Genomic DNA, 20,077 nt, shown 5'->3' with positions numbered 1-20,077 from the left:
TGAAAGGCGAGAACACATGACGTCCTCCGTTGACCTCTTCGTCAGCCCCCTCGGCCGAGTCGAAGGCGATCTCGACGTGCGGGTGACCATCACCGACGGTGTGGTCACCTCCGCGTGGACCGAAGCCGCGATGTTCCGCGGGTTCGAGATCATCCTCCAGGGCAAGGACCCGCAGGCGGGCCTCATCGTGACGCCGCGCATCTGCGGCATCTGCGGTGGCAGCCACCTCTACAAGGCCTGCTACGCCCTCGACACCGCCTGGAACACCCAGGTCCCGCACAACGCAACTCTCATCCGCAACATCGCCCAGGCCTGCGAGACACTGCAGTCCATCCCGCGCTACTTCTACGCGTTGTTCGCCGTGGACCTGGTGAACAAGAACTACGCGAAGTCACCCATGTACGAAGAGGCGGTGCGGCGGTTCGCGCCGTACGTCGGGACGGCGTACCAGAAGGGCGTGGTGCTCTCGAACAAGCCGGTCGAGGTCTACGCGATCTTCGGTGGCCAGTGGCCGCACTCGAGCTTCATGGTGCCCGGCGGCGTGATGAGCGCTCCGACCCTCTCGGACGTCACCCGCGCGACCGCGATCCTCAACCACTGGAAGGACAACTGGCTGGAGAAGGAGTGGCTGGGCTGCTCCGTCGACCGCTGGCTGGAGATCGAGACCTGGGAGGACATGCAGGCCTGGGTCAACGAGAACGAGTCGCAGTACAACTCCGACTGCGGGTTCTTCATCCGCTACTGCCTCGACGTCGGCCTCGACGCCTACGGCGGGGGAGTCGGGAACTACCTGGCCACCGGCACGTACTTCGACCCGGAGCTCTACGAGAACCCGACCGTCGACGGGCGCAACCAGGCACTGATCAACCGGTCCGGGGTCTACGCCAACGGAGCGTTCTCCGAGTTCGACCACATGCGCGTCGCCGAGGACGTCACCCACTCGTTCTACGAGGGCAACCGGCCGCTGCATCCGTGGGAGGGCGAGACGAAGCCCATCGACCCGGCCGTCGGCCGCGGCCAGGGCAAGTACAGCTGGGCGAAGTCCCCGCGGTACGACGTGCCGGGGATGGGCCACGTGCCCCTGGAGGCCGGCCCGCTCGCGCGCCGGATCGCCGCAGCAGCTCCAGGAGCTGCGGCACACCAGGACAACGACCCGCTCTTCCTGGACCTGCTGCTGAAGAAGGGTCCGTCGGTCTTCGTCCGCCAGATGGCGCGGATGCACGAAGCGCCGAAGTACTTCAAGTGGGTCATGGACTGGATCGGCCAGCTCGACCTGCAGGGCTCGTTCTACACGACGCCCGAGGAGCTGGTCTCCGGCAAGGGCTTCGGATCCACCGAGGCCGCACGCGGCTCGCTGTCGGACTGGATCGTCATCGAGGACGGCAAGATCGCGAACTACCAGGTGGTGACACCCACGGCATGGAACATCGGTCCGCGGGACGCCCAGGAGGTGCTCGGCCCGATCGAGCAGGCGCTCGTCGGCTCGCCGATCGTCGACCAGGACGACCCGGTCGAGCTCGGCCACGTGGCGCGCAGCTTCGACTCCTGCCTGGTCTGCACCGTCCACGCGTACGACGGCAAGACCGGCCGCGAGCTGAACAAGTTCGTCATCAACGGGATGGGCTGAACGACGATGTCTGCCGCGCCCGGTCTCCACGAGCTTCTCGACGACGGGTACGCACCGGCGCCGTGCGACGTGCTGGTGATCGGGTGCGGCAACATCCTGCGTGGTGACGACGCCGTCGGCCCGGTCCTGATCCGCTACCTGTGGGACCTCGGGGTCCCGGCATCCGTGCGGATGGTCGACGGCGGCACAGCCGGCATGGACGTGGCGTTCCAGATGCGTGGTGCCGCGCGAGTCGTGATCGTGGATGCATCGAGCACCGGCGAGAAGGCCGGCACGATCTTCCGCGTCCCAGGGAGCGAGCTCGCCGACCTGCCGCCGATCGACGGGCTGCACACGCACTCGTTCCGCTGGGACCACGCGCTGGCGTTCTCCCGCTGGCTGCTCGGTCCGGAGTGCCCGACCGACGTGACGGTGTTCCTGATCGAGGCCGGCCCCCTGAGCCCTGGTGCCGAGCTCAGCGCACCCGTGCGACGAGCCATGGTGCAGGTGGCGAACCTGGTCCGGAGCGAGTTCTTCCCCGACCCCGCCTTCGGCGACACGAGCACCGTGGAGGTGACCGAGGGCGGGTACCTGCGGATCTCCGCTGCCCTGTCCGAGGAGTTCTTCCCCGGCGGCGCCTGCGGGCTGGCCCTCGATCAAGATTCCGGGGGAGCCGCCGCTCTTCTCCTGGTGCCGCTGCAGAGCACCGCGAACGGCGGCCAGCTGCTCAAGGTCCGCAACTCCGCGGGTGACCGGGTCCTCCTGGTGCGGGAGACCCTGTCGGACGACCTCCCCGTGGGAGAGCATCGGACGAAGTGGGACGACGAGCGAGGCGTGCTCGTCGTCCACCTCGAACCGAGGGAGCTGCATGAAGATGGGCGAGACCAGTGACGGCCGGAAGGTCAACCGTGACCCGGCGTACGCCGTGGACACGGTCGTCGTCGAGGAACGGCGACAGTGGCACGTGGAGATCGTCGTCGTCTTCGAGGACGAGGTGGTGCGGCGCCGCGTCGGCACCTACTTCACCGAGAGGCGGGCCCAGATCGCTGCCGACCTGATCAAGCGAACGGCAGAACGTGACATCTCGGGACCAATCCATGGGTGAAGGGCGAGTCAATCCATGCACCAGATCCGTACCGTGCAACCGATCGGAGCGTTCGCGTTCCCGCTCGGCATGCTCCTGGTCCCCGACGACATCGACGACGTCGAGGTCGAGCAGGCCCGCGCCACCCTGATCGAGGCGCGCGAGCCGGTCACCTGGCCCGAGGCCCTGCGCGGGCACGAGCTCGCGCACAAGGGGCAGCTGGTCGAGGCTGCCGCCCAGTTCGCGCAGGCGGACGAGCCGATCAGCGTGTTCAACCGCTACGTACTGGAACCGGACGGGGTGGACACGGTGGCGCTCCGGAACGCGTTGCCGAGCCATCTCGCAGACCTCGTCGACGTGGTGCGCTACACGATCGGCGACCTCGACCACGTGCCGCCGGCATCGTCGACCGCTCCCGAGGTCGTCGCTCTGCTCGACGCTGCACGCGCGAGCGAGCTCCTGTCCCACGGTGACGCTGCGGGCGCGATCGCGCTCCTGCACGACGCGGCCGAGTCGGTGGCGCAATCGGCAGCGCCGCTGTCCGCGATGCTGCTCGGCAACGCCGGGACGATCGGGCACGAGTTCGCGCTTGACCCGGACCAGGCCCTGGACGACCTCCGGCTCGCCTGCCTCGGCCTGGTCGAGACCGATCTCGTGCTGGCTCGCGCCGAGCTGCACCTCCGGCTCGGACTGGCCATCCACGCTGCTGCGGCTGCGGGTAGGCGCCCGCTCAAGGACGCCGTCCACGAGTACTACAACGCCTTGCAGCTCGTCGACGAGGAGTCCGCGCCGTACACCTGGGCGAGCGCCCACCTGAACCTCGGCGCGGCGTACCTGACGATGCCGATGATCGAGGCCACCGACCAGCTGCGTTCCGGCATCGCGATGCAGTCGCTGCGGGCCGCCCTCGGGGTGTTCACGCGCGACGAGCACCCGGCGGAGTGGGCCAGTGCGACGCTGAACCTCGCCAACGCGCTGGTGTACACACCCTCGACCCACCAGGGCGACAACATCGTCGAGGCAGTCGAGCGGTACGAAGAGGTGCTCGAGACCCGCAGCCGCGACACCGACCCGCTCGGACGGGCCCGCATCCTCGCGAACCTCGGCAACGCACTCGCGCACCTCGGCATCTTCGAGCACGCCAAGTCGCGGCTGTACGAGGCTCGCTACCTGTTCGAGGAGGCACTGGACCACGACTCGGTGATGGCGGTCCGCTCCATCCTCGACGAGATCTCGCGCGAGACGGTCCCCGACTCGGGTCGGGTCACCCATGCGCTGCCGGGGCGGATTCCCGTGCCCGCGACCGATGAGCCCGAGGAGGTCGGATCATGAGCGAGGTCATCGTCAGACCGGATCGCGGCATCCTCCCCGAGGACCGTGAGGTGGAGGACCTGGCCGGAGCCCTCGATGAGGCGCTCGCGGGCATCGAGCTGCTCGACGGTCCTCAACGCGTTGCCGTCGACGCCGTGCGCACGGCCCTGGACGACGTGCACCGCGCGATGCTCGTGCACGTGGTCCGCTCCCTGAAGTCCGACGAGCGTGGCCGCGAGCTGCTCTTCGAGCTCGTCGACGACCCGCGCGTGCGGATGGTGCTCCTCATGCACGGGCTGATCAGGCCGGATCCGCTGACCGCTGCGCGGGAGGCGCTCGACGCCGTTCGACCCCAGCTGCAGTCGCACGGCGGCGACGTGTCGCTGGACAGGATCGAGGACGGAGTCGCCTACGTGCGGCTGTCCGGCGCCTGCAACGGCTGCTCGATGTCGGCGGTCACCATGCGCAACGGCGTCGAGCAGGCGCTGAAGGAGCGAGTTCCCGGGGTGACCGGCGTCGAGGTCCTCCCGAACGAGCCGGGGCCCGCCCTGATCGGGCTCTCCGAGATCGGGCTGCGGACCGCAGGTCCGCAGCCAGGCTGGGCAGACGCCGGGTTGATCGCGGACTTCGACCTCGGCGCGGTCTCCCAGCGGGACCTGGTCTCGGAGGACGGCGTCCGCGGTGACGCCGTCGTCGTCAACCTCGCGGGCCAGCTCGCGGCCTACGTCAACAGCTGCCCGCACCTGGGCAACAGCCTCGACGACGCCGAGATCGACGTGGTCGCCGGCACCCTCACCTGCCAGTGGCACGGGTTCTGCTTCGATGCGCTCTCCGGCGACTGCCAGACGCTCCCGGGTGCGCAGCTCCAGCAGCTGCCGCTCCGGGTCGAGGACGGACGAGTCTGGATCCGGGTGGCCGGTTGATGCGTGTCCAGATCCTGCCTCCCGGTGCGACCGCCGACTCACTGCAGCCGATGGCGTTCGAGCCGACGGCATCGACTCGGCTGCCCGCGGTGTACGGCGGGTGGCGTCCACGCGCTGTGCTCGGTGCGACCTCGGCCGGTGGACTCCTCCTCCCCGACGCGGACCCGACCGCTGGTCAGCTCTACGCGCCGCGCGGGGTCCACCTCGACGCGACGCGGACGGTGGTGGCCGACACCGGCAACCACCGCGTGCTGCTGTTCGCCGGTCACCCGGCCGAGGACGGTGCCGAGGCAGACGTCGTGCTCGGCCAGGCCGACGACGTGTCCGAGGGCCCGCAGGCCGGCGGCCGCGGGCCGGCTGGCGGCATGAACCTTCCGACCGGTGTCCTGGTCGACGGTGGACGCCTCGTCGTCGCGGACGCCTGGAACCACCGGATCCTCGTGTGGAACGAAGTCCCGTCAGCCACCGACACGCTGCCCGACCTGGTCCTCGGTCAGGTCGATGCCGATTCCGTCGAGCCGAATCGTGGCGGTGGGCCGAGCGCCACCAGCTTCTACTGGCCGTTCGGCATCGCCGTGGTGGACGGCGCCTTCCTCGTCGCGGACACCGGGAACCGACGTGTCCTGATCTGGAGCGACGGCGTCCCGTCGGACGCGGCGACTCCTGCCGACGCCGTGCTCGGGCAGGACGGACCGGCAGATCGGGCGGAGAACCGAGGCGACGTCGTCTCTGCGTCCTCGTTCCGGTGGCCGCACGCACTTGCAGGCGACGGACGAGGTGGCCTGCTCGTCGCGGACGCGGGGAACCATCGTGCCGTGGGCTGGGCCTCCGTACCGACCGAGGACACCGCCGCCGACTTCGTCCTCGGCCAGCCGGACCTCACCACCGGCACGGAATTTCCCTACCGGAAGCACAGCGGGACGATGTTCCGATTCCCGTACGGCGCGGCGTCGATCGAGGTTGCCGGGACGCCAGGCCTGGCCGTCGCCGACACCGCGAACAACCGCGTCCTGGTCTGGGACGACTTCCCGCACGATCCCGAGACCGCGCCGGATCACGTGCTGGGCCAGCCGGACTTCTCCAGCACCGGCGAGAACCGCTGGCACCACGTCGGGCGGGACACTCTGTGCTGGCCGTACGGGCTCGCGTCGTACGACGATCACGAAACCCATCTCCTGGCCGTCGCCGACTCGGGCAACAATCGCGTCGTCCTGTGGGAGCGGTCATGACCGGCACGGCGGTCGTGCGGCGCCGGATCGACGTTCGAGGCGTCGTCCAGGGCGTCGGGTTCCGACCGTTCGTCGCCCGGCTCGCGGACGACCTGGGGCTGGCCGGCAGCGTCGGGAACGACGCGAGCAGCGTGTTCGTCGAGGTCGAGGGCCACGCCCACGCGGTCGAGGAGTTCACCCGCCGGGTGGTGGCCGATGCTCCGCCGCTCGCTCGAGTCGTCGCGGTGACAGCGGTCGACCTGAGTCCCCTCGGCGCAGAAGGGTTCGCGATCGTGCCGAGCCGGCCGTCGCACGGCGACCGGACGCTCGTGCCCCCGGACGTCGCCACCTGTGACGAGTGCCTTGCGGAGCTGGCCGATCCCGACGACCGGCGCTTCCGCCACCCCTTCATCGCCTGCACGAACTGCGGCCCGCGATTCACGATCATCGAGGACCTGCCCTACGACAGGCCCGCCACGACGATGCGCGACTTCGAGATGTGTGCGACCTGTGCCGGCGAGTACCGCGATCCCCTCGACCGGCGCTACCACGCCCAGCCGATCGGCTGCCACGAGTGCGGACCCCGCGTGTGGTGGCAGACCGACAGCGATCGGGTCGGGGGCACCGAGGCGTGCCTGGCTCAGGCCGTCGCGTCCCTCCAGCGCGGAGAGATCGTGGCGGTCAAGGGCATCGGTGGCTTTCACCTCGCCTGCGACGCGACGAACGAGAGCGCCGTCGCACTGCTGCGGGAGCGGAAGCACCGGCCTTCGAAGCCGTTCGGGCTCATGGCCCGCGATCTCCTCACGGCCGCGGGCGTCGTCGACCTGGACACGACCGCCGCCGACCTCCTGTGCCAGGCGGCACGGCCCATCGTCCTCGTGCCGAGGACACAGGAGAGCCGCGTCGCAGCAGCGGTTGCGCCCGGTCTCGACGAGCTGGGCGTGATGCTGCCCTACAGCCCGCTGCACACACTCCTGCTCGAGCAGGTGCCCCTGCTGGTGATGACGTCGGGGAACCTCTCCGACGAACCGCTCTGCTTCGAGAACGATGAAGCCGTTCGGAGACTGGGACAGATCGCTGACGGCTTCCTGATGCACGACCGGAGGATCGCGGTCCCGTGCGAGGACTCCGTCGTGACCGTGCTCGACGGTGCAGAGCTTCCGATCCGTCGGTCTCGCGGCTACGCGCCGCTGCCCGTGCTGCTCGACGGATCCGGACCATCAGTGCTCGCTGTGGGAGCAGAGGTGAAGAACACCTTCGTGCTCACCCGGGGTGACCTGGCCTTCTGCTCCGCCCACCTCGGCGACATGGGCACGCTGGAGAGCAAGGACGCCTTCGAACGATCCGTCCGGCAACTGCAGGCACTGCACGGCGTGGATCCGCAGCTCCTCGTGGCCGACGAGCACCCCGGCTACCTCACCAGGGCCTGGGCCGAGCGAACGAGCGCCGCGCTGGGCATCCCGTTGACCACGGTGCAGCACCACCACGCCCATCTCGCGTCCTTGCTCGCCGAGCACAACGCGACCGATGCGGTCTGCCTCGGCGTGACCTTCGACGGCACCGGTTACAGCTGCGACCAGTCGGTCTGGGGCGGCGAGATCCTGTACGTCGACGGCGACATCTCCTCGGCGACGCGGGTGGGACACCTGGAGCACTTCTCGCTCCCGGGAGGCGACAAGGCCGTGCGCGAGCCATGGCGTGTGGCGATGGCACTGCTCAGGCTTGCCGGCATCACAGACCCATGGGGCCTCAGGCTGGCACGGGAGGTCCCGGCGGCGGACCGCGAGGTTGTCGCGTCCCAGCTGACCTCCGGATCGGGCGTGGTCCCGACCTCGAGTGCGGGCCGGTTGTTCGACGGCATCGCCGCGCTGCTCGGCATCCGGCTCGAGGTCGGCTATGAGGCACAGGCCGCGATCGAGCTCGAGCACCTGGCCAGATCGGCATACCGCTCCGTGCGCCTCCAGATCGGCGCCGACACGGGCATTCTCAAGCTCGGGCCGATGGTGCGTGACCTGGTGTCGGCGTTGCGGGACGGCGCCGACGTCGGCGCGCTCGCACGCGGGTTCCACGAGGCCGTGGCCGACGCGACTGCCCTGCTGGTGATCCGGCGCGCAGGGGAGCTCCACGTCCAGATCGTGGGCCTGACCGGTGGCGTGATGCAGAACAAGCTGCTCGTGAGCCGGCTGACCGAGACCCTCGAAAGGGCCGGCCTGATCGTCCTCACCCATCACCTGGTCCCGCCCAACGACGGCGGCCTGAGCCTCGGCCAGGCGGTTGTCGGCAGGGCGCGACTCCTCAAGGCCCTCTCGGGTGTCGAACGCGATCCGCTCACGTTCGACGAGCAGGAAATCCACCACAACCACCAACTCTCTGGGCGAGAGGGAGATGACTGACATGTGCTTGGGAATACCGGGTCGGATCACCGACACCTGGCAGGAGGACGGCGCGATGTATGCCCACGCCGACTTCGTGGGCGAGACACGCAAGATCTGCCTCAACTACCTGCCGGATCTCCAGGTGGGCGAGTTCACGATCGTCCACGCGGGCTTCGCGTTGACCCGCATCGACGCCACCGAGGCCATCGAGACGGTGCGGGTGATGCGTGAGGTCGGCGTACTCCCCGCCGAGGCATCGGACGTGGCGTCATGACCGCCGCCGCTGCACCCGCCGTCGCCGAGCTCATGGACGAGCACCTTGCCACCGATCTCGCCGCGACGGCGCTCACACTTGCGCGCCGGTATCACGCCGGAGCGACGCTGTGGGTCCTCTCGCCCGACTGGGAGCCGCACGCCCACCACGTCGCGGTCGAGTTCGTCCACCCGGTGATCATGGGCAAGCGGGCCCTGCCCGCGTTCGCGCTGACGGGGCCGGACCCGGTCGGTGAGGCAAGACTCGCCACGCGCCCCGGGGACGTCGTGCTGGTGGTGGCTGCCGCCGGAGACGTGCGGATCCGGGAAGTCGTCCGTCGAGCCCCTGCCTGGGGAGCGGAGACGATCTGGATCGGCTTCGGTGAGAGACCCGAGGCCGGCGCGGCCAACCACGTCCTCTGGGTCGACTCGACGGACCCGATGGTCCCGGCGACCGGACGCTTCGTGCTGCTGTACCACCTGCTGTGGGAGCTCACCCACGTCTGCTTCGAGCATCCCGGACTGCTGCTGGATCAGAAGGCCGACTGCACCGACGAGGTCTGCATCACGTGCAGCGACGAAGGCCGGCTCGGTGAGGTCGTCCTGCCACCCGGTGAGGCGTACGGGCCCGCTCTGGTCAGGACGGCGACGGGTGAGGAAGACGTCGACGTGACGGTTGTCGGTGACGTCGTGCCGGGCGACCTCGTGCTCGTGCACGCCGGAGCGGCGCTCACCCGGCTCGAGGAGCTGGGCTCATGACCGACTTCCTCTACCCGTTCATCGAGGGCCAGGAAGACGACCCCGATGCGTTGCTGATCGACCTTGCGTCATCGGCACGCGCAAAGGCGGCGGAGTCCGCCAGCCTGCAGGAGTCGTCGTTGCGCGAGCTCCAGGACGAGATCGCTCGGTGCGCGGCAGCGATGGCGGACCGGTTCCAGCGTGGAGGCCGGCTCTACACCTTCGGCAACGGCGGCTCGTCCACCGATGCGGCGACGCTCGCGTCGCTGTTCTCCCACCCGGCGACCGGACGACCCCTCCCGGCATGGTCGCTGGCGGCGGATCAGGCGGTGGTCACGGCGCTCGGCAACGACGTCGGCTTCGAGCTGATCTTCTCGCGCCAGGTGATCGCCCACTCGAAGCCGATGGACATCGCCGTCGCGATGTCGACGTCTGGCAACTCCGACGACCTGGTTGCCGCTCTTGCCGAAGCCCACAAGCGGGGACTGCTCACGATCGGCTTCGCCGGATACGACGGGGGACGGATGGCTGAGCTCGCCGCTGCCGGTGAGCTCGACCACTGCTTCACGATCCGCTCGCAGTCGATCCATCGGATCCAGGAGAGCCAGGCACGTGTCGGTCACCGACTCTGGGCGAGCACCCAGGACCTGATCGAGCACAGCCGGACCCACGCCGTACCCACCGCAGGAGGTGCTCGATGAGAGTGGATCCCAGCGCTCCGCGCGCGGAGCGCGAGAGCCAGATGTTGCTCAAGATCGAGGACTTTCGGCAACGACGGCCGCGCCTGATCGACGAGGTGGTCACGCTCGCTCACGGGGCGGGCGGCAAGTCCTCGGCCGCTCTGACCGATCACGTGTTCCTGGAGGCTTTTCGCAACCCGGAGCTCGAGCAGCTGGGTGACAGCGCGGTGCTCACTCTCCCGAGCGGCGAGCGGCTCGCCTTCTCCACCGACTCCTACGTCGTGCAGCCCCTCGAGTTTCCCGGTGGTTCCATCGCGGAGCTCGCGGTCCACGGGACCGTGAACGACCTCGCGGTCAGTGGAGCCAGGCCGCAGTGGCTCTCGGCGGCGTTCGTGATCGAGGAAGGCTTCGCGATCGACAAGCTGAAGGAGATCGCGAACCGGATGCGGGACGCCGCAAGGGCCGTCGGTGTCACGATCGTCACCGGTGACACGAAGGTCGTTGCGCGGGGTGCTGCGGACGGCGTGTTCATCAATACTGCCGGCGTCGGCATCATTCCGGAGGGCCGCATGCTCGGTGCGGGACTGGTACGGCCGGGCGACAAGCTGATCGTCTCCGGCCAGATCGCGGCCCATGGGATGGCGGTCATGCTCGCGCGCGGCGACCTCGCGCTCGAGGCGGACATCAAGTCCGACACCGCACCACTCCACGAGCTGTGTGAAGCCGTGCAGGCCGCGGCGCCCGGCACCCGCTGGATGCGCGACGCCACGCGCGGCGGACTGGGCACCGTCTGCAACGAGCTGGCACAGACGACGGGCCTGGGCGTCATCCTCGACGAGCGGCTCCTTCCCGTCGACGCGACGGTGCTCGGAGCGTGCGACATGCTCGGCATCGACCCGCTGTACGTCGCCAACGAGGGCAGGTTCGTGGCCGTCGTACCGCCGGAGCAGACAGAGGCTGCCGTGGCGGCGCTGCGCACCCACGAAGCGGGGACCGAGGCGACCGTCATCGGCGACATCGTGGCCGAGCCGGCCGGGATCGTTGCGCTGCGAACCCCCTTCGGAGGAACGCGGATCGTGGACATGCTCGTCGGCGACCCGCTTCCGCGGATCTGCTGACCGGCGCCTAGGACGAATGGAGGAGGAAGACATGTGCCTGGGAATTCCCGGACAAGTGGTCGCAATCGTCGACCCCGAGCAGCACATCGCAACCGTCGACGTCAGCGGCGTACGACGGGCCATCAGCGTGCGGCTCCTGGCCGAGCAGGACCTGCAGGTGGGTGACTGGGTGCTGGTGCACGTCGGCTTCGCGATGGCGCTCATCGACGAGCGCGAAGCGACGCTGACCCTCGACCAGGTCAAGAAGATGGGGCGCGACTACACCGACGAGATGGACGCCTTCAAGACGTCCGAGATCGCCTAGACACGGTCTCGAGGAAAGGACCCAGACGATGAAGTTCGTGGATGAGTTCAGGGACCCGGCGGCAGCACGCGCCCTGGTGCGGTCCATCACGGAGCTCGCCGGTGACGACGAGTTCAAGTTCATGGAGGTGTGCGGGGGACACACGCACACCATCTACCGGCACGGTCTCGAGCACATCCTGCCGGCCAACATCGAGCTGGTGCACGGACCGGGCTGTCCGGTCTGCGTCATACCGATGGGCCGCGTCGACGACGCCATGTGGCTGGCCGAGCAACCGGGGGTCATCTTCACGACGTTCGGGGACATGATGCGCGTGCCGGGATCGAGAGGCTCGCTCCTGGACGCCAAGGCGCGCGGTGCGGACGTGCGGTTCGTCTACTCGCCCCTGGACTCGCTCAAGATCGCCGTCGAGAACCCGGACAAGCACGTCGTGTTCTTCGCGGTGGGCTTCGAGACGACGGCCCCGTCGACGGCCGTGACGCTCGTGCGCGCCAAGGCCCTCGGGGTCACCAACTTCTCCGTGTTCTGCAACCACGTGACGATCGTCCCCCCGATCAAGGCGATCCTCGAGTCCCCGGACCTGCGTCTGTCCGGCTTCCTGGGCCCTGGTCACGTCTCCACCGTGGTCGGCACGGCGCCGTACCGCTTCGTCCCCGAGGTGTACGGCCTGCCCATCGTGGTCGCCGGCTTCGAGCCGCTCGACATCCTCGCGTCGGTGCACATGCTGTTGCAACAGATCCGGGACGGGCGGGCGGAGGTCGAGAACCAGTACTCCCGCGTGGTCCGGGACGAGGGCAACGTCGCTGCGCTGAAGCTGCTCGGCGAGACCATGGAGCTGCGGCCGCACTTCGAGTGGCGGGGACTGGGCTTCATCTCGCAGAGTGCCCTCAAGGTCGCGTCGGCGTACCAGGAGTTCGACGCCGAGGAGCGGTTCTCGATGCCCGGCATACGAGTCGCGGATCCCAAGGCGTGCCAGTGCGGTGAGGTGCTCAAGGGGGTCCTCAAGCCCTGGGAGTGCAAGGTCTTCGGCACTGCGTGCACCCCGGAGACACCGATCGGCACGTGCATGGTCTCCCCGGAGGGTGCCTGCGCGGCCTACTACAACTTCGGGCGACTCCACCGGGAGACCGCGATCCTCGTCGGCCAGGGCACGGACGCCTGACCGTGCGGTGGACCGCCGGCGAACGCCTGTTCGCCCAGTACGCGCACGCGCCGAACGCGCTGGGCTACTGCGGTCCTGAAGCTGCGGACGGCCTGCTGGCCGGCGCTCGAGGCGAGCACCCGCCGATCGACGTGCGCGCGATCGCGCGGGGCTTCTCCGGGGCCTGGCCCTACCAGGACGTCATCGCCGAGCTGTCGGGGCTCTCCGACCCGCTGGACCCCGACGTCGTGCGCGCCTACTGGACCGGAAACCAGGTGACGAAGCTCATCGAGCCGGCCGAGTTCGGGACCGCGCTGCTGGCGAGGATCAAGCCACAGGCCGGCCACTACTGGGCCCACCTGGATGACGAGCTCCTCCGGGAGGCGCTGCCGACGCACGCCTTCCACGTGTTCGCCGTCTACCCGTGGAGCAGGATGTTGAGCCTGCAGCGGCCCGAGCCCCTCGAGGTGCTCGACTCGTGCCGCATCGCCTGGGCCACCGTGCTCGAGACGTCGGGCGACACCGTGACCGTCGAGCACACGCCCCTCACGTACGACGGCGAGCTGGGTCTGGGACCGCCGGCGAGCCGGACCGTCACCGACGAGGGCTTCGCCGGCGAGCTGGCCACCGGTGACACGGTCGCGCTGCACTGGGGTCGCGTCTGCGACCGGCTCACGACGAACGAGGCGGCACTCCTCGAGTACTGGACCCGGCGCCAGATCGAGCTCTCCAACCCCCGGATCCGCGCCGGGGGCGCCTGAGCCGCACGGAGGGATCCTCGCCCGATCCGATCGTGCGCGTGGGGGTCACGCCCGCGGGCGTGACCCCCACGACCTGGCGCGTCGTCAGGCAGTGGCCTCCGCCGCCCCTTGCAGCAGGTGGTGGAGAAGGATCAGCTGGGTGATCGCCAGCGGCTCGGACCTCGCTCCGCGGGTCTGCCCGAGATCGGCGGGCACCTCGCCCGGCTGTTGGAGCGCGGACCAGATCAGCTTCTCGATCCGGGTGGTCTCCTCGGGCGACGCCGTGCCGTGTACGTGCAGGAGGTCGGTCGGAGTGCCGTCGTCCCTGACGATCTTGAGGTGGACCGCGGAGCGGTGGTCCTCGCTCAGCACCGTGGACAGGGCGGGATGCCGGATGGTGGGGCGGAGGAGCAGCTCGGCCGACAGGGCGACGCCGGCGTCCCGGTCGGTCGCCGGGCCGTCGTTCGCGCTGAACCGGACGACGATGTCCGCGAACCGGCGTTGCGGAGCGATGTACGCAGCGGCGTCGGCCTCGCGGCGCTGGAGCTCCTCGAGAACCTCTCGCTCGGTGTAGCCGCGCTGCAGGACGTCACGGGCGACCTTCCACTCGCGTCGAAGGCTCTCTTCGGGGTCCAGGTACACCGCGATGTCGAAGCACGCGCGGGCGAGCCGGGTCGACAGCGGCAGCAGGCCCTCGACGATCAGGAACTCCCGCGAAGCGACGTACTCGGGCCGAACCAGCTGCCCCGACGTGTGGTCGTAGACCGGCTTGAGGATGGGCCGGCCCAGGGCGACCAGCTGCAGCTGCTGCTCCATGATGTCGATGTGGTTGCTTCGGGGGTCCAGCGGTGTGATCGCCCGGCTGCGCCGCTCGCCCCGGTCGTAGCGGTGGTAGTCGTCGACGCAGATGGACGTGCATCGTTCGGGGCCGAGAGCGGCGACGAGTCCCCGCGCGAGCGTGGTCTTGCCCGAGGCGGAGTCACCGGCGATCGCGAGCACGACGGGCCGACGTGCAGGGGGGTCTTCGAGCCGTCGCATCCTGACCAGCTTCGCAGCCATCGTGACTCCCCTCGTCCATGCTCATCGCGGGAAACTGGTCCACGCCATCACATCACGGCGTGAACCCCGGAACCGGACATTCGTGGGTCAGGTTCGATCGCGGCCGACCGCAGGCGGGAGACAGCCGCAGCAAGACCATCGGCCTGGTGGTAGAGCCAGCTGCCCGAGATGACCACGTCCGCCCCGGCCGCCGCGGCGCCTTGAACGGTCGCGTCGGTGATGCCGCCGTCGACCTCGAGCTCGATGTCACCGCCGTGGTCGTCGATGAGCTCGCGCAAGGCCCTGATCTTCGGCTCGACCGCGCGGATGTAGGCCTGACCGCCGAATCCCGGGTTCACCGTCATCGCGAGCACCAGGTCGGTCTCGTCGAGGACATGCCTGACGGCGTCGACGGGCGTGTGCGGGTTGATCGCCACCCCGCTGCGCGCGCCGAGGTCGCGGATCCGGGCGAGGGTCCGGTGCAGGTGGGTGCAGGCCTCGGCATGCACGATCACCAGCTCGCAGCCGGCATCGACGTACGTGTGGAGGAGCCGGTCCGGCTCGACCACCATGAGGTGCGCCTCGAAGCCGACCGAGCTGTGCGGGCGAGCCGCTGCGATCACGTCCGGCCCGAAGGTGAGGTTCGGCACGAACACGCCGTCCATGACGTCCCACTGGATGCGGTCCACTCCGGCAGCGCAGAGTGCGGCCACCTCCTCACCGATCCTGGCGAAGTCAGCGGGCAGGACGGACGGAACGATGAGGGGCGCCATGGTCCAAGTTCACCGGACCGCTCACCCGGCGTCCTCACCCGTTGGTGTGGTCATGGGTGTGAGCGGGTCAGTTGAGGGACGGCAACCGGAGCAGGCCGGGATCGTAGGCCGATCGCATCCGCGCGGAAGCCGCCGAAGCGGCGACGATCATCAACGCGTCATCGAGCTTCCCCGACGTGATCTCGACCGCACCGCTCGACGGCCCGTCGCGATGCGCCATCAGCCAGTCGTGCAACAGCCAGTCGATCCCGGCACCCACGACGAACGGATCTGCACCGGTCTCCTCAGCCGCGGCCACGGCCGCCTTGAGTGCCGTCCGGTGCTCGTCGAGAGCTGCGTCCTTCTGGACGCCCGACGAGTCGTGGAGCAGTATCGAGAGCGATGCCGGGAACCTGCGGCCGTCCTCCGTGCGGATCACCCACCGGGAGCCGTACGCCGCGTCGCCCGGCCTGACCTCGATCAGCTCGCCGAACCCGGCGACGACGCCCACGCCGGGCTCGTCGAGGTCCCCTGCCAGTGGCTCGGGCGCGGTGAGATCGAGCTTGGCGCGCGCGAGGTAACCCATGAGGCTTGCCGTGCCGAGGATCTGGCCCGCGCGCAGCTCGCTGGGCAGGCCGGTGGCGTCGATTGCCGCGGCGTACTCGTGCGCCGCGCGGTCCACGGATCGGTAGAGCTCGGTGAGGATGGCTCGCTCGGCCGTGGTCGCCTGTCGGCTCCCGCCGAGCACATCACCCACGGCTCCGGCCGCTGCGATGAGGAGGTCGTCGAGGGCCTCGAGGTGCGTCGGCAGCAGCCGGTCGGGCTCGCTCTCGGGCTCGGAGACGACCGCGAGCAACGTCGCCGGGCGCGACGCAGAATCCATCCAGACGAAACTGAATCGTGCGTCCGTTTGATAGATCGACGCCCGTGTCATCGGGCTACAGTATCGACATGCTGGCAGCGACCGAACCGGCGCCGCCATTGCGAATCCTGATGGTCGACGACCACGAGATGGTCCTCCACGGCATCCGCGCGATGCTTGCCCATCACCAGGAAGCCGTCGAGATCGTGGCCACGGCCACGACCCTCGATGACGCGTTCGCGCTCGTGCGCCGAGAGCAGCCCGACATCGTGCTCTCGGACGTCCGTCTCGGCAAGGACTCGGGGCTCGACCTGTGCCGGCGGATCAAGCAGTCCGACCCCGCGATCCACGTCGTGTTCCTGACCGTCTACGACGACGAGCAGTACCTCTACCAGGCCCTTCGTGCGGAGGCCTCGGGCTACATCCTCAAGCGGGTCGACGGCGCGGAGCTGGTGGCCCACCTGCGGCGCGTTGCCGGCGGGGAGATCGTCATCGACGGGTCCCTCGCAGGTCGCGTCGCGTTGTCTGCCGCCCGTCTGAGTGCGGGCGAGTTCTGGCCGGGCGCCCACCTCGGACTGACCCAGCGGGAGAGCGAGGTGCTCTCGCTGCTCGTCGCCAGCCACTCGAACAAGGCGATCGCGGCCAGGCTCGTCGTCAGTGAAGACACGGTGAAGACTCATATTCGCGGCCTCTATCGCAAGTTGGAGGTGTCGGACCGGGGAGGCGCGATCGCGGTGGCTCTCCGCGAGGGCTTGTTCGCATGACACTCTCGGCCCAGGAGCTCCTCGGCGTGGTCCTGGGCAGAGACCCTCTGGAGCTCGCCGGCGTGATCGGTGCCGTGGCCGAGTCGTGGGCGAGTCGGGGCGTGCTGCTGATGCTCCTCGACCCCGGCAGCTCGACCTTGCGTGTGGCCGCCACGCACCCCGCCTCGGCCGAGGCTGATCAGGTCCTGCGTATTCCGGTCGGCTACGGCGTGATGGGGCTCGTCGCCTCGAACAACCAGGGCGCGGTGCTCGAGCACGACTCGCCGCGGGACCCGGTGCACCGACGGGTGCTGGGCCTGGACGACGGCGAGTCCGTCGCCAGGCTGTGCGTGCCGGTCAACGGCCTGCCCGGCGAGGTCATCGGGGTGCTGAGCCTGCACCGCGAGGAGCGCCGCCCCTACACCGTCGACGAGCAGATCGCCGTGCAGCACCTCGCGGGCGTCCTCGGTCTGCGCATCGCCGCCGAGCAGCTCGGCGAGCAGGCGCGCAAGAGCCACTCGCAACGAGACGAGCTGATCGCCCAGGCGATCTCCGCCCAGGAGGCCGAGCGCCGGCGCATCGCCGGCGATCTCCACGACGGTGTGACGCAGGCGCTGGTCTCGCTGGACTACCACTTGTCGGCGGCCTCGACGTCCCTCGAGGTGCGCGAGTTCGCCGAGACGCAGACCCAGATCGCTGCCGCGCGCGGACTGTCGTCGCTCGCCTTCGACGAGACGCGTGCAGCGATCTCCGGCCTGCACAGCCTCATCCTGGACGACCTCGGGCTCGTGTCCGCACTCGAGTCGCTCGCGCAGACGGTGACCTCGAGCTCGCCCATGCGGGTCGACTTCCTGTGCGACGCAGATCCTGCCCTCGACGATCTGGCCGACCACACGGCGGCCGCCCTGTACCGGATCGCGCAGGAAGCGCTCAACAACGCGGTCAAGCACGCCGATGCCGACCGAGCCGTCGTCTCCTTGCGGCGTGCCGGCGACGCGACCGTGCTGGCCGTGACCGACGACGGGAGTGGGTTCGACGCGCAGAAGGTGCGATCCCGGTCGCTGTCCAGCGGCGACGCCGAGCACTACGGACTCTCGTCGATCGCCGAGCGCTGCGCGCTGATCGGAGCCTCCCTGCGGGTGGACTCCGTGGAGGGGCGCGGCACGGCGGTGATCGTCGAGCTCGCGGGCTAGCCTCACACGGCCACGGGCCGCCGGGTCGCGGCGGACGCTCGGCGGCAGTTGTTGAGCAGCCGCGTCTGCGCAACCCCCACGAAACCGGGTGCCCCCGCCCAGGCGTGCAGGGCGTCGCTGACGAGTGCCCGGCCGAACGAGTACGTCAGGTGCCACGGTGCGTCGCCGGCGTACTGGTTGATCGCGGACAGGTTGTGGCAGGCCGCCTGGTTGGAGTGCCCGCCCGAGAGGAACGCAATGCCGGGGACGTCGCTCGGCACCGTGTGCCGAAGGGCGGTCAGTGTCGCCTCGGCGATCACCACCGGTGGCGCCGGTGCGTCGTCGTTGTCGAGGCCCGGCGTCAGCATGTTCGGCTTGAGCACGATCCCGGACAGATCGACGCCGCGATCCTGGAGCCGGTCGAACACCATGGTGAGCGCCATCGTGGTCACCTCGGCACAGGCGCTGAGCTCGTGCGTCCCGGAGCAGAGCACCTCGGGTTCGACGATCGGGACGATGCCGTGCTGCTGGCAGAGCGACGCGTAGTCTGCCAACGCCTCAGCGTTCGCGGTGAGTGCGCCCGGGTCCGGATCGGTGATGTCGACGACGGCTCGCCACTTGGCGAAGGCGGCCCCCAGGTCGGCGTACTCGGCGAGGCGCTCGCCGAGGCCGTCGAGTCCGGTGGTGACGGTCGCCGTCGCCGCGCCGTCGAAGGGCCTGGTCCCGGTGTCCACCTTGATGCCGGGCAGGATCCCGAGCCGGCGAGCGCCGACCGGGAACGGCTCACCGGTGCTGAGCCGCTGCCGGAACGTCTCGTCGCAGAGGATGATGCCGCTGACGGTCTCCTCCAGGCGCGGGGCCGTCAGGAGGAGCTCGCGGTAGTCACGCCGGTTGCTCTCGGTGGGCGTGATCTTCTCCGCGGTCAGCCGCGCCGACATGGTGGCGATGCTCTCGTCGGCGGCGAGGATCCCGCGCTCGTCCGAGACGAGCGTGCTGGCGACCGTGGTCAGGTCGACGGGGCTGGGCATGGTTCTCCTCTGGATCAGGTCAGGGAACGGACCTGCCCATCGTGGAGGCGCGACGAGCGCTTCGGATCACCCTGTGGGGCGGTCGACAGGGTGAAACGCGGACGGGCCCATCACGCCCTGGTCGGTCAGGTGGCTGATGAAGAGCTCGGTTGTCGACGGTGCCACGGCTGCCGTTGCCACCACCCAGGGTCGCGCCATCGGCGTGCGCGGCACGTCGAGCTGGACAAGGTCGCCGCGAGCCAGGTCGTCTGCGACCGCGTCGTGGTGCACCAGGGTGATGCCCAGACCACTGCGAGCCGACGCCACCACCGCGCCGTGCGTGCCCAGCGTGAGCTGTGGCGGGTCGAGCTCGAGACGATTGAGCAGCCCGAGCGTGGTGTCGCGCAGACCAGAACCTCGGCTGCGCATGAGCCACGTGGTGTGCGCCACGTCGGGACGGACGCCGGGCGCACCGACGACGATCAACGTGTTCGGCCGAGTCGCGCGCAGGGCGAAGCCGGCACCATGCGGTGGTCGGCCGCCGAGCACCAGGTCCACCTCGTGGTGGCGCAGGTGGTCGAAGAGCTGGTCGCGCGGAGCCACCGTGAGGCTCAGCTCGACCCTGGGGTGCAGCTCGCGAAAGGCGGCGAGGGCGGGCGGCAGCACGACCTCGCTCGCCGTCGCGACAGCGCCGAGACGCAGGCGTCCCTCCTCTGCCGACTGCACAGCGGCGTACGCCTGCTCGAGGAGGCCCATGACGGTGCGGCAGTAGTCGGCGTACACCTCTCCGGCTGCGGTCAACCGGAGACCCCGGCCCTCGCGACGGACCAGGTCCACCCCGAGCACCTTGCGCAGCTGGCCGAGCGAGGTGGACACCGCCGGCTCGGTCACGTGGAGCTCGGCAGCGGCGGAGCGCACCGAGCCCGTGCTGGCGACGGCGAGGAAGGTGCGCATCCGGCTGGGGCTGACTTCCGGCGCTGGCTGCACGGGCCGATGTTACCTCAGCAAACGCTGAGCCTTGGG

At 69.6% G+C, this 20,077-nt stretch carries 21 protein-coding genes; 16 read left to right on the top strand and 5 right to left on the bottom strand.

The window, feature by feature from the left end:
• Positions 1 to 16: 16 nt before the first annotated feature.
• Genes ACVW00_RS16525 through ACVW00_RS16460 form a run of 14 tightly spaced genes read left to right on the top strand, consistent with a single transcriptional unit; the run spans position 17 to position 13,501 of the window.
• Positions 17 to 1,627, top strand: coding sequence for a nickel-dependent hydrogenase large subunit (locus ACVW00_RS16525; protein WP_457111988.1), 1,611 nt, complete (start codon positions 17 to 19; stop codon positions 1,625 to 1,627).
• Between the two features lie 6 nt (positions 1,628 to 1,633).
• On the top strand, positions 1,634 to 2,497 hold the full coding sequence (locus ACVW00_RS16520) for a hydrogenase maturation protease (protein ID WP_457111987.1): 864 nt from the start codon (positions 1,634 to 1,636) through the stop codon (positions 2,495 to 2,497).
• On the top strand, positions 2,475 to 2,711 hold the full coding sequence (locus ACVW00_RS16515; protein WP_457111986.1) for a hypothetical protein: 237 nt from the start codon (positions 2,475 to 2,477) through the stop codon (positions 2,709 to 2,711). Before ACVW00_RS16520 ends, ACVW00_RS16515 begins: the two co-directional genes overlap by 23 nt.
• Before the next feature lie 15 nt (positions 2,712 to 2,726).
• The gene (locus ACVW00_RS16510) at positions 2,727 to 4,022 is read left to right on the top strand and encodes a hypothetical protein (RefSeq protein ID WP_457111985.1); all 1,296 of its coding nucleotides are present in this window, start codon (positions 2,727 to 2,729) and stop codon (positions 4,020 to 4,022) included.
• The gene (locus ACVW00_RS16505) at positions 4,019 to 4,924 is read left to right on the top strand and encodes a NifU family protein (protein WP_457111984.1); all 906 of its coding nucleotides are present in this window, start codon (positions 4,019 to 4,021) and stop codon (positions 4,922 to 4,924) included. The genes ACVW00_RS16510 and ACVW00_RS16505 overlap by 4 nt, the downstream gene beginning before the upstream one ends.
• Positions 4,924 to 6,153, top strand: a complete 1,230-nt coding sequence (locus tag ACVW00_RS16500; RefSeq protein ID WP_457111983.1) for an NHL repeat-containing protein — start codon at positions 4,924 to 4,926, stop codon at positions 6,151 to 6,153. Before ACVW00_RS16505 ends, ACVW00_RS16500 begins: the two co-directional genes overlap by 1 nt.
• On the top strand, positions 6,150 to 8,525 hold the full coding sequence (hypF, locus tag ACVW00_RS16495; protein WP_457111982.1) for a carbamoyltransferase HypF: 2,376 nt from the start codon (positions 6,150 to 6,152) through the stop codon (positions 8,523 to 8,525). Before ACVW00_RS16500 ends, hypF begins: the two co-directional genes overlap by 4 nt.
• On the top strand, positions 8,518 to 8,781 hold the full coding sequence (locus ACVW00_RS16490; RefSeq protein WP_457111981.1) for a HypC/HybG/HupF family hydrogenase formation chaperone: 264 nt from the start codon (positions 8,518 to 8,520) through the stop codon (positions 8,779 to 8,781). Before hypF ends, ACVW00_RS16490 begins: the two co-directional genes overlap by 8 nt.
• Entirely contained in the window at positions 8,778 to 9,518 is a 741-nt protein-coding gene (locus tag ACVW00_RS16485; protein WP_457111980.1) for a hypothetical protein, read from the top strand. The genes ACVW00_RS16490 and ACVW00_RS16485 overlap by 4 nt, the downstream gene beginning before the upstream one ends.
• Positions 9,515 to 10,198 carry a D-sedoheptulose-7-phosphate isomerase gene (locus tag ACVW00_RS16480; RefSeq protein WP_457111979.1) on the top strand — a complete coding sequence of 228 codons (684 nt, stop codon included), beginning with the start codon at positions 9,515 to 9,517 and terminating at the stop codon, positions 10,196 to 10,198. The genes ACVW00_RS16485 and ACVW00_RS16480 overlap by 4 nt, the downstream gene beginning before the upstream one ends.
• A complete protein-coding gene (gene hypE / locus ACVW00_RS16475) occupies positions 10,195 to 11,295 on the top strand; it encodes a hydrogenase expression/formation protein HypE (protein WP_457111978.1) in 1,101 nt (366 codons plus the stop codon). The genes ACVW00_RS16480 and hypE overlap by 4 nt, the downstream gene beginning before the upstream one ends.
• A 31-nt stretch (positions 11,296 to 11,326) precedes the next feature.
• Positions 11,327 to 11,599 (top strand): HypC/HybG/HupF family hydrogenase formation chaperone, encoded by a 273-nt coding sequence (locus ACVW00_RS16470; protein WP_457111977.1) that lies wholly within the window; start codon positions 11,327 to 11,329, stop codon positions 11,597 to 11,599.
• A gap of 28 nt (positions 11,600 to 11,627) precedes the next feature.
• On the top strand, positions 11,628 to 12,761 hold the full coding sequence (gene hypD / locus ACVW00_RS16465) for a hydrogenase formation protein HypD (RefSeq protein WP_457111976.1): 1,134 nt from the start codon (positions 11,628 to 11,630) through the stop codon (positions 12,759 to 12,761).
• Positions 12,762 to 12,763: 2 nt separating this feature from the next.
• Complete coding sequence (locus tag ACVW00_RS16460) at positions 12,764 to 13,501, top strand: DUF6390 family protein (RefSeq protein WP_457111975.1); 738 nt, start codon at positions 12,764 to 12,766, stop codon at positions 13,499 to 13,501.
• Between the two features lie 84 nt (positions 13,502 to 13,585).
• Here ACVW00_RS16460 and ACVW00_RS16455 read toward each other — a convergent pair whose 3' ends face one another.
• The 3 genes from ACVW00_RS16455 to ACVW00_RS16445 all read right to left on the bottom strand — a co-directional run bounded on the left by ACVW00_RS16455 (position 13,586) and on the right by ACVW00_RS16445 (position 16,153).
• Positions 13,586 to 14,539 (bottom strand): phosphoribulokinase, encoded by a 954-nt coding sequence (locus tag ACVW00_RS16455; RefSeq protein ID WP_457111974.1) that lies wholly within the window; start codon positions 14,537 to 14,539, stop codon positions 13,586 to 13,588.
• Between the two features lie 47 nt (positions 14,540 to 14,586).
• The gene (gene rpe / locus ACVW00_RS16450) at positions 14,587 to 15,291 is read right to left on the bottom strand and encodes a ribulose-phosphate 3-epimerase (RefSeq protein WP_457111973.1); all 705 of its coding nucleotides are present in this window, start codon (positions 15,289 to 15,291) and stop codon (positions 14,587 to 14,589) included.
• Positions 15,292 to 15,358: 67 nt separating this feature from the next.
• Positions 15,359 to 16,153 carry a hypothetical protein gene (locus tag ACVW00_RS16445; protein WP_457111972.1) on the bottom strand — a complete coding sequence of 265 codons (795 nt, stop codon included), beginning with the start codon at positions 16,151 to 16,153 and terminating at the stop codon, positions 15,359 to 15,361.
• Between the two features lie 68 nt (positions 16,154 to 16,221).
• Here ACVW00_RS16445 and ACVW00_RS16440 point away from each other — a divergent pair, with 68 nt between their 5' ends.
• The gene (locus ACVW00_RS16440; protein ID WP_457111971.1) at positions 16,222 to 16,896 is read left to right on the top strand and encodes a response regulator; all 675 of its coding nucleotides are present in this window, start codon (positions 16,222 to 16,224) and stop codon (positions 16,894 to 16,896) included.
• Positions 16,893 to 18,068, top strand: a complete 1,176-nt coding sequence (locus tag ACVW00_RS16435; protein ID WP_457111970.1) for an ATP-binding protein — start codon at positions 16,893 to 16,895, stop codon at positions 18,066 to 18,068. Before ACVW00_RS16440 ends, ACVW00_RS16435 begins: the two co-directional genes overlap by 4 nt.
• Positions 18,069 to 18,070: 2 nt before the next feature.
• On the opposite strand, the gene ACVW00_RS16430 is transcribed toward ACVW00_RS16435, so the two are convergent.
• Both ACVW00_RS16430 and ACVW00_RS16425 read right to left on the bottom strand, forming a co-directional pair.
• A complete protein-coding gene (locus tag ACVW00_RS16430) occupies positions 18,071 to 19,075 on the bottom strand; it encodes a class I fructose-bisphosphate aldolase (RefSeq protein ID WP_457111969.1) in 1,005 nt (334 codons plus the stop codon).
• Positions 19,076 to 19,141: 66 nt separating this feature from the next.
• Positions 19,142 to 20,041: a LysR family transcriptional regulator gene (locus ACVW00_RS16425; RefSeq protein ID WP_457111968.1), complete on the bottom strand. Its 900-nt coding sequence runs from the start codon at positions 20,039 to 20,041 to the stop codon at positions 19,142 to 19,144.
• Positions 20,042 to 20,077: the final 36 nt, after the last annotated feature.

The organism is Marmoricola sp. URHA0025 HA25, assembly GCF_054059435.1.
Note: the sequence above shows the minus strand (reverse complement) of the source record. Positions and strands in the feature narration are given on the sequence as shown.

Excerpts from the sequence above, each read along its gene's own strand:
- hypE (WP_457111978.1), top strand. The coding sequence starts at position 10,195 with ATGAGAGTGGATCCCAGCGCTCCGCGCGCGGAGCGCGAGAGCCAGATG.
- ACVW00_RS16525 (WP_457111988.1), top strand. The coding sequence starts at position 17 with ATGACGTCCTCCGTTGACCTCTTCGTCAGCCCCCTCGGCCGAGTCGAA.
- ACVW00_RS16455 (WP_457111974.1), bottom strand. The coding sequence starts at position 14,539 with ATGGCTGCGAAGCTGGTCAGGATGCGACGGCTCGAAGACCCCCCTGCA.
- ACVW00_RS16505 (WP_457111984.1), top strand. The coding sequence starts at position 4,019 with ATGAGCGAGGTCATCGTCAGACCGGATCGCGGCATCCTCCCCGAGGAC.
- ACVW00_RS16520 (WP_457111987.1), top strand. The coding sequence starts at position 1,634 with ATGTCTGCCGCGCCCGGTCTCCACGAGCTTCTCGACGACGGGTACGCA.
- ACVW00_RS16435 (WP_457111970.1), top strand. The coding sequence starts at position 16,893 with ATGACACTCTCGGCCCAGGAGCTCCTCGGCGTGGTCCTGGGCAGAGAC.
- ACVW00_RS16445 (WP_457111972.1), bottom strand. The coding sequence starts at position 16,153 with ATGGATTCTGCGTCGCGCCCGGCGACGTTGCTCGCGGTCGTCTCCGAG.
- ACVW00_RS16470 (WP_457111977.1), top strand. The coding sequence starts at position 11,327 with ATGTGCCTGGGAATTCCCGGACAAGTGGTCGCAATCGTCGACCCCGAG.
- ACVW00_RS16500 (WP_457111983.1), top strand. The coding sequence starts at position 4,924 with ATGCGTGTCCAGATCCTGCCTCCCGGTGCGACCGCCGACTCACTGCAG.
- ACVW00_RS16515 (WP_457111986.1), top strand. The coding sequence starts at position 2,475 with ATGAAGATGGGCGAGACCAGTGACGGCCGGAAGGTCAACCGTGACCCG.
- ACVW00_RS16510 (WP_457111985.1), top strand. The coding sequence starts at position 2,727 with ATGCACCAGATCCGTACCGTGCAACCGATCGGAGCGTTCGCGTTCCCG.
- ACVW00_RS16490 (WP_457111981.1), top strand. The coding sequence starts at position 8,518 with ATGACTGACATGTGCTTGGGAATACCGGGTCGGATCACCGACACCTGG.
- ACVW00_RS16430 (WP_457111969.1), bottom strand. The coding sequence starts at position 19,075 with ATGCCCAGCCCCGTCGACCTGACCACGGTCGCCAGCACGCTCGTCTCG.
- ACVW00_RS16480 (WP_457111979.1), top strand. The coding sequence starts at position 9,515 with ATGACCGACTTCCTCTACCCGTTCATCGAGGGCCAGGAAGACGACCCC.
- ACVW00_RS16440 (WP_457111971.1), top strand. The coding sequence starts at position 16,222 with ATGCTGGCAGCGACCGAACCGGCGCCGCCATTGCGAATCCTGATGGTC.
- hypD (WP_457111976.1), top strand. The coding sequence starts at position 11,628 with ATGAAGTTCGTGGATGAGTTCAGGGACCCGGCGGCAGCACGCGCCCTG.
- ACVW00_RS16485 (WP_457111980.1), top strand. The coding sequence starts at position 8,778 with ATGACCGCCGCCGCTGCACCCGCCGTCGCCGAGCTCATGGACGAGCAC.
- rpe (WP_457111973.1), bottom strand. The coding sequence starts at position 15,291 with ATGGCGCCCCTCATCGTTCCGTCCGTCCTGCCCGCTGACTTCGCCAGG.
- hypF (WP_457111982.1), top strand. The coding sequence starts at position 6,150 with ATGACCGGCACGGCGGTCGTGCGGCGCCGGATCGACGTTCGAGGCGTC.